This window comes from Xanthomonas sp. GPE 39 (assembly GCF_000963005.1).
Lineage (GTDB): Bacteria > Pseudomonadota > Gammaproteobacteria > Xanthomonadales > Xanthomonadaceae > Xanthomonas_A.
Genome location: NZ_JZHZ01000007.1, coordinates 3,184,046 through 3,199,710, shown reverse-complemented (window position 1 = coordinate 3,199,710; position 15,665 = coordinate 3,184,046). Strand labels below are relative to the sequence as shown.

At 64.6% G+C, this 15,665-nt stretch carries 11 protein-coding genes; 8 read left to right on the top strand and 3 right to left on the bottom strand.

All coding sequences use genetic code 11. The features are described from left to right. Positions 1 to 211 precede the first annotated feature (211 nt). On the top strand, positions 212 to 2,443 hold the full coding sequence (locus XALGPE39_RS13425; RefSeq protein WP_045728612.1) for an NADP-dependent isocitrate dehydrogenase: 2,232 nt from the start codon (positions 212 to 214) through the stop codon (positions 2,441 to 2,443). Positions 2,444 to 2,635: 192 nt separating this feature from the next. On the opposite strand, the gene rho is transcribed toward XALGPE39_RS13425, so the two are convergent. Further along, positions 2,636 to 4,393, bottom strand: coding sequence for a transcription termination factor Rho (gene rho, locus XALGPE39_RS13420; RefSeq protein ID WP_045728611.1), 1,758 nt, complete (start codon positions 4,391 to 4,393; stop codon positions 2,636 to 2,638). Between the two features lie 233 nt (positions 4,394 to 4,626). Continuing rightward, positions 4,627 to 4,968, bottom strand: a complete 342-nt coding sequence (gene trxA / locus XALGPE39_RS13415; RefSeq protein ID WP_045728610.1) for a thioredoxin TrxA — start codon at positions 4,966 to 4,968, stop codon at positions 4,627 to 4,629. A 202-nt stretch (positions 4,969 to 5,170) separates the two neighbouring features. Between trxA and rhlB the strand changes: the two genes are divergently transcribed. The 7 genes from rhlB (at position 5,171) to XALGPE39_RS13380 (ending at position 13,376) form a co-directional block, all read left to right on the top strand. After that, a complete protein-coding gene (gene rhlB / locus XALGPE39_RS13410) occupies positions 5,171 to 6,883 on the top strand; it encodes an ATP-dependent RNA helicase RhlB (protein WP_045728609.1) in 1,713 nt (570 codons plus the stop codon). 75 nt (positions 6,884 to 6,958) lie between these two features. After that, positions 6,959 to 7,645 carry a cell division ATP-binding protein FtsE gene (gene ftsE, locus XALGPE39_RS13405; protein WP_045728608.1) on the top strand — a complete coding sequence of 229 codons (687 nt, stop codon included), beginning with the start codon at positions 6,959 to 6,961 and terminating at the stop codon, positions 7,643 to 7,645. Continuing rightward, a complete protein-coding gene (gene ftsX / locus XALGPE39_RS13400; RefSeq protein ID WP_045728607.1) occupies positions 7,642 to 8,586 on the top strand; it encodes a permease-like cell division protein FtsX in 945 nt (314 codons plus the stop codon). The genes ftsE and ftsX overlap by 4 nt, the downstream gene beginning before the upstream one ends. Positions 8,587 to 8,593: 7 nt before the next feature. Then, a complete protein-coding gene (locus XALGPE39_RS13395; protein WP_045729219.1) occupies positions 8,594 to 9,436 on the top strand; it encodes a response regulator in 843 nt (280 codons plus the stop codon). A 24-nt stretch (positions 9,437 to 9,460) separates the two neighbouring features. Further along, positions 9,461 to 10,192, top strand: a complete 732-nt coding sequence (gene ung / locus XALGPE39_RS13390) for a uracil-DNA glycosylase (protein WP_045728606.1) — start codon at positions 9,461 to 9,463, stop codon at positions 10,190 to 10,192. 221 nt (positions 10,193 to 10,413) lie between these two features. Beyond that, the gene (gene rpoH, locus XALGPE39_RS13385; RefSeq protein ID WP_045728605.1) at positions 10,414 to 11,292 is read left to right on the top strand and encodes an RNA polymerase sigma factor RpoH; all 879 of its coding nucleotides are present in this window, start codon (positions 10,414 to 10,416) and stop codon (positions 11,290 to 11,292) included. 350 nt (positions 11,293 to 11,642) lie between these two features. Beyond that, positions 11,643 to 13,376: a VanW family protein gene (locus XALGPE39_RS13380; RefSeq protein WP_235429819.1), complete on the top strand. Its 1,734-nt coding sequence runs from the start codon at positions 11,643 to 11,645 to the stop codon at positions 13,374 to 13,376. A 16-nt stretch (positions 13,377 to 13,392) separates the two neighbouring features. On the opposite strand, the gene XALGPE39_RS13375 is transcribed toward XALGPE39_RS13380, so the two are convergent. After that, entirely contained in the window at positions 13,393 to 15,582 is a 2,190-nt protein-coding gene (locus XALGPE39_RS13375; protein ID WP_045728604.1) for a primosomal protein N', read from the bottom strand. Between the last annotated feature and the right edge of the window lie 83 nt (positions 15,583 to 15,665).

Here is a 15,665-nt window from a genome sequence, read left to right as displayed (position 1 = left end):
TGTGCTCATTCTGTGCGTGGAGGAGTGTGCTCATTTGGTGGATTGTAAAGTCCATATCGTCAGCGGCTCTTTGCCCGCGGCCGGAAGACACGCGACAATACGCGCGATAGCCGATGTTCGGCGTTCCCGGCTGCGTGCTCATTGGTCGGAACATACGTCGCCGCACTGTCGGCCCTGCTGTCTTCTCTTGCCAGAGGTCATCCATCGCGTCATGTCGAATACGCCCAAGATCCTTTACACGCTTACCGATGAAGCTCCGTACCTGGCGACGCAGTCGCTGCTGCCGATCGTCGCTGCGTTCGCCGGTACCGCCGGCATCGCGGTGGAGACGCGCGATATTTCCTTGGCTGGCCGCTTGATCGCGCAGTTCCCCGAGTGCCTGCGCGAGGATCAGCGCATTGCCGACGATCTGGCCGAACTGGGTCAACTGGCCACCACGCCAGAAGCCAACATCATCAAGTTGCCCAACATCAGTGCCTCCGTGCCGCAGCTCAAGGCGGCGATCAAGGAGTTGCAGCAGCAGGGCTATGCGTTGCCGGATTACGTGGACGAGCCGAAAAACGCGCAGGAGCGCGACGCCAAGGCGCGCTACGACCGGGTCAAGGGCAGCGCGGTCAATCCGGTGCTGCGTGAGGGTAATTCCGACCGCCGTGCGCCAGCGTCGGTCAAGCAGTACGCGCGTAAGCATCCGCATCGCATGGGCGCGTGGAGCGCCGATTGCAAATCGCATGTGGCGCATATGGACGCGGGCGATTTCTACGGTAGCGAGCGCTCGGCGCTGATCGAACACGCCGGCAGCGTCAAGATCGAATGGGTTGGAAAGGACGGCACGGTATCGGTGCTGAAGGAAAAGACGGCGGTGCAGGCCGCTGAGATCATCGATGCGGCGGTGATGAGCAAGCGTGCGCTGGCCGCGTTCGTGCAGGCGCAGATCGCCGATGCAAAGCAGCAGGGTGTGCTGTTCTCCCTGCATCTGAAGGCGACGATGATGAAGGTCTCCGACCCGATCATGTTCGGCGTGGTGGTGGAGGCGTTCTATCGCGACGTGCTGGACAAGTACGCGGCCACCTTGAAGCAGGTGGGCTTCGATGCGAACAACGGCATCGGCGATTTGTATGCGCGCATCGCGGCGCTGCCGGACGCGCAGCGCGCGCCGATCGAGGCCGATCTGCAGGCGCTGTACGCACAGCGTCCGGCGTTGGCGATGGTCAACTCCGACAAGGGCATCACCAATTTGCACGTCCCCAGCGACGTGATCGTCGATGCCTCGATGCCGGCGATGATCCGCGACTCGGGCTGCATGTGGAACGCGCAAGGCAAGCTACAGGACACCAAGGCTGTGATTCCGGACCGCTGCTATGCCGGCGTGTATCAGGCGGTGATCGAAGACTGCAAGCGGCATGGTGCGTTCGATCCGGCGACGATGGGTAGCGTACCCAACGTCGGCCTGATGGCGCAGAAGGCCGAGGAATACGGTTCGCACGACAAGACCTTCCAGATCGCCGCCGATGGCGTGGTGCGGGTCAGCGATACCAGCGGCACGGTGCTGTTGGAGCATGCGGTGGAAGCCGGCGATATCTGGCGCATGTGTCAGACCAAGGACGCGCCGATCCAGGATTGGGTCAAGCTGGCGGTCGAGCGCGCGCGCCTGAGCGCCACCCCGGCGGTGTTCTGGTTGGACCCGCAGCGCGCCCACGATGCGTTGATGATCCAGAAGGTGGAGCGTTACCTGCGCGACCACGACGTGACCGGCCTGGACATCCGCATCCTGCCACCAGTGGAAGCCACCGCGTTGTCGTTGCAGCGCATTCGCAAGGGTGAGGACACCATTTCGGTCACTGGTAACGTGCTGCGCGATTACCTCACCGATCTATTCCCGATCATGGAACTGGGCACCAGTGCGAAGATGCTGTCGATCGTGCCGCTGATGGCCGGTGGTGGCCTGTTCGAGACCGGTGCCGGTGGCTCGGCGCCCAAGCATGTGCAGCAGTTCGTCGAAGAGAATTATTTGCGTTGGGATTCGTTGGGCGAGTTCCTGGCTCTGGCCGCGTCGCTGGAACATCTGGGCCAGCGCCACCACAGCGCTGCCATCGGCGTGCTGGCGCGTACCTTGGATCAGGCTAATGGCCGGTTCCTGGACACCGATAAGTCGCCTTCGCGTCAGGTGGGGGGGCTGGACAACCGCGGCAGTCACTTCTACCTCGCGCTGTACTGGGCGCAGGCGCTGGCCGCGCAGCACGAGGACGCCACGTTGCAGGCGCGCTTCGCGCCGCTGGCCAAGCGGCTGACCGAGCAGGAAGCGACCATCGTCGCCGAACTCAACGGCGTGCAGGGCCAGCCGGTGGACATCGCCGGTTACTACCGTCCGGACCTGGGCAAGGTGGCCGCTGCGATGCGACCCAGCAAGACCCTCAACGACGCGCTGGCGTTGTTGTCGGCCTGAGTTTCGTGTCACGCACCCGCTGCTGCATCTTGCGGTCGCGGGTGAGTGGGTAGCAGTAGAGTTGTTTTGTTGCGTTCCTCGCGACGTCGGTCGGTGGACGCGCGTATCGTCCCGCAGCGTCGGCGGGGATTGATCTCCAAAACGCAAACGCCCCGTCGGGACGGGGCGTTTGTGATGAGGCGTGGCTGGACTTCAGCGCTTCATCGAGCCGAAGAACTCGTCGTTGGACTTGGTGTTCTTCATCTTATCCAGCAGGAACTCCATCGCGGCGATCTCGTCCATCGGATGCAGCAGTTTGCGCAGGATCCAGATCTTCTGCAGCAGTTCCGGATCGATCAACAGGTCTTCGCGGCGGGTGCCGGAGCGGTTGATGTCGATTGCCGGGTACACGCGCTTCTCGGCGATGCGGCGGTTCAGGTGCACTTCGCTGTTGCCGGTGCCCTTGAACTCTTCGTAGATCACCTCGTCCATCTTGCTGCCGGTCTCCACCAGTGCGGTGGCGATGATGGTCAGCGAGCCGCCTTCCTCGACGTTGCGTGCTGCGCCGAAGAAACGCTTCGGGCGGTGCAGCGCATTGGCGTCGACGCCGCCGCTGAGCACCTTGCCGGAGGACGGCACCACGTTGTTGTAGGCGCGGGCCAGGCGGGTGATCGAGTCGAGCAGGATCACCACGTCCTTCTTGTGTTCGACCAAGCGCTTGGCGCGCTCGATCACCATCTCGGCAACCTGTACGTGGCGCGCGGCTGGTTCGTCGAAGGTGGAGGAGATGACCTCGCCGCGCACGGTGCGCTGCATTTCGGTCACTTCTTCCGGGCGCTCGTCGATCAGCAACACGATCAGGTGCACATCCGGATGGTTGGTGGTGATCGCCGTGGCCACCTGCTGCATCAGCATGGTTTTACCGGCCTTGGGTGGCGAGACGATCAAGGCACGCTGGCCTTTGCCTTGTGGCGCCATCAGGTCGAGGATGCGGCCGGAGATGTCTTCCGAGGAGCCGTTGCCGCGTTCCAGGGTGAAGCGCTTGCGCGGGAACAGCGCGGTCAAGTTCTCGAACAGGACCTTGTTCTTGCTCGCTTCCAGTGGCTCGCCGTTGATGGTGTCGACGATCGACAGCGCGAAATAGCGTTCGCCATCTTTCGGGAAACGGATGCGGCCGGACAGGTGATCGCCAGTGCGCAGGTTGAAGCGGCGGATCTGGCTGGGCGAGATGTAGGTGTCGTCCGGGCCGGCCAGGTAGCTGGCCTCGGCCGCGCGCAGGAAGCCGAAGCCGTCCGGCAGGATTTCCAGCACGCCGTCGGCGGCGACGCCTTCGCCATGGCGGGTGAGCACCTTGAGCAGCGCGAAGATCACGTCTTGCTTGCGCGCGCGCGCCACGCCGTCCTGGATGTTGAGTTGTTCGGCGATGTCGAGCAGCTTCTGCGCCGGCATCCGTTTCAGGTCGCTTAACGAGTAGATCGGGAAGCCTTCAGGCACGCTGGCATGCACGCGCGGCACGAAGACTTCGTTGGCGCCGTTGTCGCTGGGCAAGCCGTTGTCCTGGAAGCGCTCGCGGTTGCGGTCGCGGCGATTGCGGAAGCGGTCGCGGCGGTTGCCCTGCTGATTGTTGTTCTGGTTCTGATTCTGATTGTTGAAGCGCGGGTGGCCGCCTTCGCGCGGTTCTCCGCCATCGTTGGGGTTGCCGCCGTGTGGCTGTGGCGGCATGGCCGGTTGCTCGCCGTTGCCGGCTGATGGGCCATGGTTGGACGGCGTTGGCGCATGTTCCTGGTGAGCTGGGCGTGGCGCGTCGGCCTGGACTGGCGCAGCGGGCAGCGGCAGATTCGGCTGCGCGGGCGTGCCGTGGTCGGCGCTGGCTTCGGTATCGGCCGTGGCTCTGTTGACGCGCGGCTTGCGCACGCGTTTCTCGGCGGGAGCGTCGATGCTCCCGGGTTCAGATATGGTGTTATCGGACAAAGTAGCGTTCCTCGCTTAAGAGTGCGAGCACCCAAACGTAGGGGGCAAATGGATTGGGAGCGGGTCTGGGAGAGAAACTTCCAGAGGGGGTGCGGTGCGCTAGTGCGACCGGATATACCGACACTATCACCGCCGCGCAATCACGGCAAGCCCACGCTTGCAGGCGATTCAGCTACCAGCGTAAGGCCGCGGCGTCCAGAGCTGCCGCTCCGGAGCGGAGCGGCAGGTGGGCGTCAGGCAGCCGCGCCGCCCAGCGTCTTGTCGATCATCTGGGTCAGCTGGCCCTTGCCGACCGCACCGATCTGGGTGGCCTGGATCTGGCCGTTCTTGAACAGCAGCAGCATCGGGATCGAGCGGACCTGGTATTTGATCGCCGTGGCACGATTTTCGTCTACATTGATCTTTGCCACCTTCAGCCGGCCGTCGTAGGCCTCGGCGAGGTCGTCCAGCACCGGCGCGATCATCTTGCACGGGCCGCACCATTCGGCCCAGAAATCCACCAGAACCGCCTCGTCCGATTGCAGCACCTTGGCATCGAAATCGGCGTCGCCGACGTGTAGAACCTTGTCGCTCACTTTGGAAAATCTCCTGGATCAATGCGATCGACCGGACCGGGTGGCCGCCGCATTGCGGTAAACTGGGGCATTGCGCGTCGAAATCAAGGGATTCCCCCTGTCGCGCGACCCGGTATGGAAGACGCCAGTGTGCGACGCTGCCGGGACCGACGCAAGCTGCGACCTTACGCCTAGGGCGGGGTAGCCTCACGAAGATGGAAAGATGAGCGACAAACCGCTGACCGATGTGACTTTTTCCGCGTTCGACCTGGAACCGGCTCTGCTGGCGGGGCTCGAAAGCGCCGGCTTCACCCGCTGCACACCGATCCAGGCGCTGACCCTGCCGGTGGCCTTGCCGGGTCGCGACGTGGCCGGGCAGGCCCAGACCGGCACCGGCAAGACCCTGGCGTTCCTGGTGGCGGTGATGAACCGTCTGCTCAGCCGCCCGGCGTTGGCCGATCGCAAGCCGGAAGACCCGCGTGCGCTGATTCTGGCGCCGACCCGCGAACTGGCGATCCAGATCCACAAGGACGCGGTCAAGTTCGGCGCCGACATTGGCCTGCGTTTCGCGCTGGTCTATGGCGGTGTGGACTACGACAAACAGCGCGAACTGCTGCAGCAGGGCGTGGACGTAATCATCGCCACCCCCGGGCGGCTGATCGACTACGTCAAACAGCACAAAGTGGTGTCCCTGCACGCTTGCGAGATCTGCGTGCTGGACGAAGCCGACCGCATGTTCGATCTGGGTTTCATCAAGGACATCCGTTTCCTGCTGCGGCGCATGCCCGAGCGCGGCACTCGGCAGACGTTGTTGTTCTCGGCCACGCTCAGCCATCGCGTGCTGGAGCTGGCCTATGAGCACATGAACGAACCGGAAAAGCTTGTGGTCGAGGCCGAAAGCATCACCGCCGCGCGGGTGCGTCAGCGCATCTATTTCCCCTCCGACGAGGAGAAGCTGACCCTGTTGCTCGGCCTGCTGTCGCGCAGCGAGGGCGCGCGCACCATGGTGTTCGTCAACACCAAGGCGTTCGTCGAGCGCGTGGCACGGGCGCTGGAGCGCAATGGCTACCGGGTCGGCGTGCTCTCTGGCGATGTGCCGCAAAAGAAGCGCGAGACGCTGCTCAACCGTTTCCAGAAGGGCCAGTTGGAAATCCTCGTGGTCACCGACGTGGCTGCGCGCGGTCTGCATATCGACGGGGTCAAATACGTCTACAACTACGACCTGCCGTTCGACGCGGAGGATTACGTGCACCGTATCGGCCGCACTGCGCGGCTGGGCGAGGAAGGGGATGCGATCAGCTTCGCCTGCGAGCGTTACGCGATGAGCCTGCCGGACATCGAGGCCTACATCGAGCAGAAGATCCCGGTCGAGCCGGTGACGGCGGAGCTGCTGGTAGCGCTGCCGCGCACCCCGCGTGTGGCGGTGGAAGGCGAGGCGGCCGAGGCCGATGGCGATGACAGCATCGGCGAGATCTTCCGCGAAGCGCGTGCCCAGCGCGAGGCCGATGAGCAACGTCGTGGCGGCGGCAAGTCCGGTGGTGCTCGTAGTGGCCCTGGTGGGCGCGGTGAATCGCGCGGTGCCGATGGCAAGCCGCGACGCCGATCACGCACTCCGCGCCCGGTCGACGCCACCGCCGTGACCGATGCGCCAGCGCCCGCCGTGCCGAAGCCTGCCCGCGTGGCCGCCGAGGGGGTGCCGCTGGTAGAAGGCGAGCGTCCGCCGCGTAAGCGCAGGCGCCGTCGCGGTGGGCGGCCACTGGACGCGGTCGATGGAACCCAGTCAGGCAATGTCGCGGCGTCGGCCAAGCCGGTGCAGGTCGTGGCGACGCCGGTCAAGGCTCCGCGCCAGGGCGAGCGCGCGGCCGCGTCTGTCAAGAACGATTCGTTCTTGACCCGTCTCGGCCGCAAGCTGCGCTCGCTGGTGTCCGGTTCCTGAGCCGTGGCATCCGTCCGCCGCGCGCTGTATGCGCTCGGTGGACGAATACCCTGGGCGCTCCGGCATAATCGTCGGATGAGTGTTCTGCGATTCGACAATGTCACTAAACAGTACGCTGGCGGCCATACGGCGCTGGTGGATGTCAGCTTCCAGGTAGAGGAGGGCGAGATGCTGTTCGTCACCGGTCATTCCGGTGCCGGCAAGAGCACCTTGCTCAAGCTCATCCACCTCAGCGAGCGGCCCAGCCACGGTGCGGTGCTGTTCGATGAGCGCAACCTGCTCAAGGTGCGTGGGCGTCGCGTCCCGCTGCATCGGCGCGAGGTCGGCGCGGTCTACCAGGACCATCGCTTGCTCACCGATCGCAGCATCGCCGAGAACGTCGCGCTGCCGTTGATCCTGCGCGGAACCCGCCGCGCCGAGATCGGCAAGCGCGTGCGTTCGGTGCTCGAACGTATGGGCCTGGGACATCGCGAGAAGGCCTTGCCCTCGCAGTTGTCGGCCGGCGAACAGCAGCGCGTCGGCATCGCCCGGGCGATGGTCGGCGAGCCAAGGTTGCTGGTAGCCGACGAACCCACCGGCAACCTCGACCCGACCCTGTCTGCCGAGATCATGCAACTGTTCGCGCAACTGCCTGCGCGTGGTACCAGCGTGCTGGTGGTCAGCCACGACCTGGCGCTGCTCAAACAGATGCGCAAGCGCGTGCTGATCCTGGATCATGGCCGCCTGGTCGACGATATTTCTCCTCAGGATCTGGCCGAATGAGCGCGCGCAATACCGGCGCCACCGCGCCTTCGCGTCTGGGCGTGTGGTGGGATCACCATCTGCATAGCATCGTCTATAGCCTCGGTCGCGCCATGCGCAAGCCGTGGGCCACGCTGCTGACGATGGCGGTGATGGCGCTGGCTTTCACCCTGCCATTGGGGTTGTCGATCGCGCTGGATAATCTCAAGCAGTTCGCCGGTACGGTGCAGCAGTCGCGCGAGATCAACGTGTTCCTGAAGACCGATGTGGATGTCGCCGCAGCGCAGGCACTGGCGCAGACGTTGCGCGGGCGTGCCGATGTCGCCGCAGTGAACTTGCGCACACCTGCGCAGGGCATGGCCGAATTGCGCGATAGCGCGGGGCTGGGCGAGGCGCTGGATGCCCTGCACGACAATCCATTGCCGACATTGCTCACCGTGATCCCCGCCGCAGCCGACGACACCGCGCTGGCGCTGGCGTTGAGCGCCTTGCCGCAAGCCGATTTGGTCCAGCACGACGCGCTGTGGCGTAAGCGCCTGGATGGTTGGTTGCACTTCGGACAGCGCTTGGTGCAGGTGTTGTCGTTCCTGCTTGGCGCCGGCGCGGTGCTTGTCGTCGGCAACACGGTACGCCTGGATATCCAGGCGCGGCGCGAGGAAATCGGCGTGCTGCAGTTGCTCGGCGCCAGCGATGGCTTCATCCGTCGCCCGTTCCTGTACCTTGGGGCCTGGTATGGCTTCGGCGCCGGTGTGTTGGCGCTGACATTGCTTGCTGTCTCAGCGGTGGCACTGGGGCCGCCGTTGACGGCGCTGGCGGACAGCTACGGTAGCCATTTTCTGCTGCATGGACTGGACGGATTGCAGGTGTCGCTGGTTCTGCTCGGTACCTTGTTGCTGGGCTGGCTCGGTGCTTGGCTGGTGACTGGCCACTTCCTGCGCCAGACACGGCCCACCGACACGTGAAGTGCGCATGTCAGTGCACGAGTTCAAGCACCTGACCAACGCCGCCCCGCGGGTGATGGTGGTTGATGGATCCAAGCTGGTGCGCAAGCTGATCGCTGACGTGCTGCATCGCGAGTTGCTGGATGTCGAGGTGGTCGGCTGCGCCAGCATTGCCGAGGCGCGTTTGGCGTTGGAGGCTGGCCCAGTCGATCTGGTCACCACCTCGCTGGCGCTACCCGATGGCGACGGCCTGGCCCTGGCGCGCAGCGTGCGTGAGGCCGCTGGGCAGGCTTATGTGCCGGTGATCGTCGTCTCTGGCGATGCTCAGCGGCATCTGGTGGAACGCCGATTTACCGAATACGTCACCGACTATTTCGATAAGGCCCTTGGCCACAAGGCCTTGGCGACGTTCGTCCGTGGCTATGTGCAGCCGCAGCCGGTGGTTGGGGCCACCGTTCTTTATGTCGAGGACAGTCGGGTGGTGGCCGAGGCTACCAAGCGCATGCTCGAGCGCCAGCAATTGCATGTACTGCATGTCTTGAGCGCCGAGGAGGCGTTCACCCTGCTGGCCGCCGAATCCCTCGGCCGCACGACGCACCGCATCGATCTTGTGCTGACCGACGTCACATTAAAGGGTGAGCTCAACGGCCGCGACGTGGTCCAGCGTATCCGCTTGGATTTCGCCTACGGCAAGCGGCGCATGCCGGTGTTGGTGATGACCGGCGACAGCAATCCGCACAACCAGTCCGCGCTGCTGCGCGCTGGCGCCAACGATCTGGTGCAAAAGCCGATCGAAGAGCGTCTGCTGGTGACCAAAGTGTTGTTCCAATTGCGTCTGGCCAGACTCGATAGGAACGCGGTGACCTTTTGACCTGATGTGTCGAGTCCGTATGCAATGACCAACAACGAAGATGAGAGCCGGATCCAGTTAGAGCCGTCGTGGAAGGCGCAGGTCGGTGACTGGCTGTTGCGCCAGGAAATGCGCGAGTTGGCCGTCTACCTGCGTCAGCGCAAGGCGGCTGGCGCGCACGTGTTCCCGCCGGGACGGCAGATCTTCGCCGCATTCCAGGCCACCCCGTTCGATGCGGTACAAGTTGTGATCCTTGGCCAGGATCCCTACCACGGGCGTGGTCAGGCGCATGGCCTGTGTTTCTCGGTGCTGCCCGGCGTGCCGGTGCCACCATCCCTACTCAACATCTACAAAGAGATCGAGGACGATTTGGGCATCCGCCGTCCCGATCACGGCTGCCTGCTACCCTGGGCGCAGCGCGGTGTCTTGATGCTCAATGCGGTGCTTACCGTTGAGGAAGGCCGTGCCGGTGCCCACCAGGGCAAAGGCTGGGAAGGCTTCACCGACCATGTGGTGGAGACCCTCAACCGCGAGCGCGAGGGCCTGGTGTTCCTGCTTTGGGGAAGTTATGCGCAGGCCAAGGGCAAGGTCATCGATACCCGGCGCCACCGGGTGCTGAAGGCACCGCATCCCTCACCGCTGTCCGCGCACCGCGGATTCCTTGGATGCAAGCATTTCTCCGCCGCCAACGAATACCTGCGTCGTCGCGGGGCCGCCCCGATCGACTGGAGCCTGCCCACGCGCGCAGATCTGGAAGCATCGTTACGCGATGCCTGAACTGACATGGGATGTCGCTCCCACCTCGATCCCGCATGGACGCCATTTTCGCGAAGGTGGTGCTAATTTGGGATGGATAAACGGTCCGTTTCATTGTTTTGTATGATCGTTGCAATATCTCTGCCATGGCGCATTTTTCGGTTCGAATGTTTCATGAATGGAACGAAGGAACTTTTTACTGAACCCGGCAGTCCAATTAGTTGACTGCTAAGATGAGACCTATGAGCCAGACTCTCTCTACCACCGCATTGGTGGCCAACAATCTTCCGATTCCCAGTCCGCTTGGTTCGCTGGATGCCTACATTGGCGCCGTGCACCAGATCCCGGTGCTGACGTCCGAGGAGGAGCGCGCCCTGGCGGTGCGCTATCGCGACCAGGAAGACCTGGATGCGGCGCGCGAACTGGTGCATTCCCACCTGCGCTTCGTGGTCCATGTGGCCCGCGGCTACAACGGCTATGGCCTGCCGCTGGGCGATCTGGTCCAGGAGGGCAACATCGGCCTGATGAAGGCGGTCAAGCGCTTCGACCCGGACATGGGCGTGCGTTTGGTCAGCTTCGCGGTGCACTGGATCCGTGCCGAGATGCACGAGTACATTCTGAAGAACTGGCGTATCGTCAAGGTCGCCACGACCAAGGCGCAGCGCAAGCTGTTCTTCAACCTGCGTAAGTCCAAAACGCGTCTGGGCTGGATGAACGCTGCGGAAGTGACGGCCGTCGCTAAGGACCTCAACGTATCCGAGCGTGAGGTGCTGGAGATGGAGTCGCGTCTGTCCGGTCGCGATATCGGCTTTGACGCTCCGTCCGACGAGGACGACGATCATGCGCCGCCTTCTCCGGCTGCCTATTTGATGGCCAACGAAGAAGATCCATCGCAGGCTTACGAACGTGCCGACAGCGATGACAATCAACTGCAACTGTTGCGCGAAGGCTTGGCCGAACTGGATGCGCGCTCGCGCGACATCATTGCGCGGCGTTGGTTGGACGCGGACAGCAAGATCACGCTACAGGAACTAGCCGACGAATACGGCGTTTCGGCCGAACGGATCCGCCAGATCGAGGCCAACGCGCTGAAAAAGATGAAGGCACTGTTCGTCGCCTGATCCACCTGCGCTGCCGCCGGTGAATCCGTAAGGCGTCAAAGTCCGCTTTTGCCCCATGCCAGTCGGTTAAAGCTGCGGGCGCTTGATCCGCAACTGGTCTTGTCCTGGATGGGCAAGACCAGTCTGTAAAGGCCGGCCAGCGTTTGGGCGAAGAGTCACGGGCGGAGCGTTTTTAAGCCTGCCGGTTAGTCCCTGCCCGAACCCGCAAGACGGGTGGGCAATGCACAGCCACTGTGATCGGTCGATGTGCGTGCCGTCTGCGCTGCGCAAGCGATGAACCTTGTGCGTACCGCTATGGGATTTATAGTTGCATGTCGGTAGATCCGCTCAGGGAGGCGGGAGACAAAGCCATGCAAAGGACAGCGACGGAGCGGATGATGAAGCCGGATGCGTCGTGGCCTTCGCGCTGGCGTAGCCCACTGTTCTGGGCCAAGGTCGGTGCCTTGCAACTGCGCCGGGGCTTGCGTGATCTGCGCGATGGCCCGTGCCGGCACCCCCGCGACGCTGGCTTTCGCAGCGCCGACGGGTTGGTCTCCGAATCGGTTACGGCGCTTTGGCCCGAGATGGAAGAGACTGCGCCGCTGCTGGTCGCGGGCAAAATCCATAACCTACGCTTGGCCGCGCGCGTATTGCATGGCGTGGAGGTTCCGGCCGGGGCGACCTTCGGATTCTGGCGTCAACTCGGGCGTGCCTCGCGTTGGCGCGGCTTCGTTGCTGGACGCGAGTTGCGTGAAGGCTGCCTGATCCCATCGATCGGTGGCGGCCTATGTCAGTTGTCCAACGCGATTTACGATGCCGCGCTGCGGCAGGGATTGGAGATCGTCGAGCGGCACCGGCATACGCAGGTTGTCCCCGGATCGTTGGCCGAGCGCGACCGCGATGCAGTGGTGTTCTGGAACTATGTCGATCTGCGCCTGCGTGCGCCGTTGCCGTGGCGGTTGGAAGTATGGCTGGATGGCGATGCGCTGCATGTGCGCATCCTCGGCGGCGTAGCGACGCCCGTCGTCTTGCCGTTGTCGCCATTACAGCCTCGGCCCGCAGCGCGCGCTGACAGCGATTGCACGCGCTGTGACCGCCACCATTGCCCTCGGCATGTGCCAGCCGTGCTCAGTGGTCTGCGGCGTACCTGGCTGGTGGACGAGGATTGGCCTGAATTCCTTGAGGATCGCCGGCGCCGCTTATTGCCTGGCGACCGCGTGTTGACGATACGACGGGTCAGCATCGCCGGGCTGCAGGCAGCGCTGCTGATGCGTTGGTGGCTGTGGCAAGGGATGCCGTTGCCTCAGGCACGCCAGCGTGCTCAGAACATCCGACTGGCGGCACTACGGCGTCGACTCGATGCGCGCGATGTCGATTTGGTAATACCGCAGAGTCTGTTGCCGGGACTGTGGCTGGCCGGCGAGCTGCAGGGCCGGCGCTGGGACGTATGCATGACCGCGCTGCCGATGCATGTGCTGCATGCGCGCCTGGACATGGCTGCACAGCGGCATCCTGACAGCGCCACTCTGCGCGATTTCCGTGCCGATTCGGCGCTAGTGGAGGCCGAGCGCGTGGCCTTGTCGCAGGCACGCCACTGGATCACTCCGCACCGCGAGTTGCTGGCGCTCGCGGATGGACGTGGCGTTGCGCTGGCATGGCACGTGCCGGCGCTGTCAGCAGTTCCTGCCACGTCTGCTGGGATGGTTGAAGACACGGCCGAATGCGTTGTCCCCCAGGTGTTGTTGGCCTCCGCCTCGCTGGCGCGTAAAGGCGTGTTCGAACTGCGCGAGGCGCTGCGCGGCCTCCCGCTGCAACTGTTACTGCCGCCAGGCGCGCAGGAAACGATGGATTTTTGGAGCGGCTTCGATGTGCGTCGGGTGGCCTCGATGGCTGCAGGCGTGCATGCGGCGACCATCGTGGTACTGCCGGCCTGGATCGAACAGCAACCTCGTGGGCTGTTGTTGGCGTTGGTCGCGGGTAAACCGGTGGTGGCTACCACTGCCTGCGGCCTTGGTACGGATGCTGGCTCATGGCGCTGCGTGCAGGCTGGCGACTACGCGGCGTTGCGCGTACAGATGCGGTTGGCGTTGCAGGGCGGTAGCTGAGCAGCGCCTTGCCGATTCAGTACAAATCCTGTGGGTCTACGTCCAGCGACCAGCGTACTCGCCGTGCCTGGGGTAGTGCATGGATTGTCGGCACGGTCGCATCCAGCAGGTGATGCAGTGCGCGCCGGGTACTCGCCGAGAGTAGGAGTTGGGTGCGTTGGAAACCCGCGCGGCGCGGCATTGGCGCCGGCATTGGGCCGAAGCGCTGTACCTGATCGTGCGCCGGCAGCAGCGCGCGCACTGCGGCGAGAAAAGCGTTGGCGTGTTCGACCTGCTTAGCCTCGGCGCGCAGCAGCGCCAGATGCGCGAATGGCGGGAAGCCAGCGGCTTCGCGCTGCGCCAGTTCCGCTGCGGCGAAGGCGTGGTAGCCGCCATGCACCAGAATTTCCAGTAGCGGATGACCAGGATGGTGAGTCTGCAACCAGACGTCACCGGGGCGCGTGGCGCGACCGGCACGGCCGGCGACTTGGATCAACTGTTGCGCCAGTTTCTCGCTGGCGCGAAAGTCGGCTGAAAACAGACCTTCGTCGATGCCCACCACCACGACTCTGCTCAGTTGCGGCAGATCGTGACCCTTCGCCAGGATCTGCGTGCCGACCAGGATCCCGGGGACGTTGCCGAGTGTGGCTAGTTGTGTTTCCAGCGCATCGCGGCGCTGGGTGGTGCTGCGGTCGATGCGCAGCACTGGCACCTCCGGAAAGGCCTGCACCAAACGTTCTTCCAGGCGCTCTGTGCCGATGCCCTGCGGTTGTAGCGCTAGGCTGCCGCAGTCCGGGCAGGCCAGTGGTGCTGGTTGCCGCGCACCGCAGTGGTGGCATTGCAATCGCCGGCCGCCGGCATGCACGGTCATTGGCGTGGTGTGTAGTGGTGTGCTGCAGCGTTGGCAAGGCGCGGTCCAGCCGCAGTCATGGCATAGCAGCACTGGCGCGTAGCCACGGCGGTTCTTGAACACCAAGATCTGGCCGCCCTCGGCGAGGGTGGTACCGATGCCGGCCAGCACCTCCGGCGACAGCCCGTCCTGCAGGGGGCGCTTGCGCACGTCGAGTACGCGTACCGTCGGTGGCCGCGCCTCGCCGGCGCGACGGGTCAGACGCAGGTGTACGTAGCGGCCGCTGTTGGCGTTGTGCAGGCTCTCCAGCGACGGTGTGGCGCTGCCTAGCAGCACGGGCACGTCCAGCGCCTTGGCGCGGATCAGGGCGAAATCGCGGGCGTGGTAGCGGATGCCGTCTTGCTGCTTGTAACTGCCATCGTGTTCCTCGTCGATCACGATCAGCCCAGCCTGCGGCAATGGCAAAAACACCGCCGAGCGGGTGCCGACCACCACGCGTGCTTCGCCGCGCCAAGCGGCGGTCCAGACCCGCGCGCGTTCGTTGTCGGTGAGCCCGGAATGCAGCGCATGCACCGGCACCCCCAGGCGTGCGCGGAACCGCGCCAGGGTTTGCGGAGTCAGGCCGATTTCCGGCACCAGCACCAACGCTTGGCGGCCGCGCGCTAGACAGGCGGTGATTGCCTGTAAGTAGACCTCGGTCTTGCCACTGCCGGTGACGCCGTCGAGCAGGAATGCGGAGAAGCCCGGCGCGGCGAGGAGGGCGTCGATCGCGGCTTGCTGCTCTGGGTTCGCCATCGGTCCGGTTTGCGGCTGCGGCGCGCTGGTGTCGGCCGCTACCGTGATCCGTTCGGCGTGATTGCGCTTGGCCAAGGTCCGCGCGGCGCCGCGCCAGTCGTGCATTGCCTGATCCAACTGCTCCTCGTGCAGTGGTCCGGTCGCGAGCAATTGGGCGAAGCGATGCGGGCGGGTACCGGGGCGGGTGCGGTGACCGGCGCCGGCTTCGGTCAGGCGCCAGGCCCAGGCATGGGTGTCGGGCAGCGGTTCGCCGCGGCGCAGGGTCACTGGTAGCGCGGTCGCCAATACCTCGCCCAGCGGCGCGTGGCTGTAGCGGGCCAGCCAGCGCAGCGAGTCGGCCAGTTCGCCGTGCAGCAGCGGTACCGGGTCCAGCCAAGCCAGCGCTGCACGCAGACCGGGGCTTTCCTCTGCCTCGCCAAGCGCAGCCACCACGCCGCTCATCTGGCGATTGCCGAACGGCACCTGCACGCGACGGCCGATATCGCCTTGAGTGAGGGCGCTACCCTGCGGAGGCAGGTAGTCGAACAACTGTGGCAACGGCAGTGGCAGAGCGACGCGGAGTGTGACGGCGGGAGCAGGCATCGGCCTAGTCTAGCGGTCGGCGTCGGCCGTGACGGCCCGCGCGCGTCGCCCACGATCCCTGCCAGCAAAGCGCTAAACAGGTC

Coding starts and splice junctions, on each gene's coding strand:
- XALGPE39_RS13425 (WP_045728612.1), top strand. CDS start 212: ATGTCGAATACGCCCAAGATCCTTTACACGCTTACCGATGAAGCTCCG.
- rhlB (WP_045728609.1), top strand. CDS start 5,171: ATGAGCGACAAACCGCTGACCGATGTGACTTTTTCCGCGTTCGACCTG.
- ftsE (WP_045728608.1), top strand. CDS start 6,959: ATGAGTGTTCTGCGATTCGACAATGTCACTAAACAGTACGCTGGCGGC.
- ftsX (WP_045728607.1), top strand. CDS start 7,642: ATGAGCGCGCGCAATACCGGCGCCACCGCGCCTTCGCGTCTGGGCGTG.
- XALGPE39_RS13395 (WP_045729219.1), top strand. CDS start 8,594: ATGTCAGTGCACGAGTTCAAGCACCTGACCAACGCCGCCCCGCGGGTG.
- ung (WP_045728606.1), top strand. CDS start 9,461: ATGACCAACAACGAAGATGAGAGCCGGATCCAGTTAGAGCCGTCGTGG.
- rpoH (WP_045728605.1), top strand. CDS start 10,414: ATGAGCCAGACTCTCTCTACCACCGCATTGGTGGCCAACAATCTTCCG.
- XALGPE39_RS13380 (WP_235429819.1), top strand. CDS start 11,643: ATGCAAAGGACAGCGACGGAGCGGATGATGAAGCCGGATGCGTCGTGG.
- XALGPE39_RS13375 (WP_045728604.1), bottom strand. CDS start 15,582: ATGCCTGCTCCCGCCGTCACACTCCGCGTCGCTCTGCCACTGCCGTTG.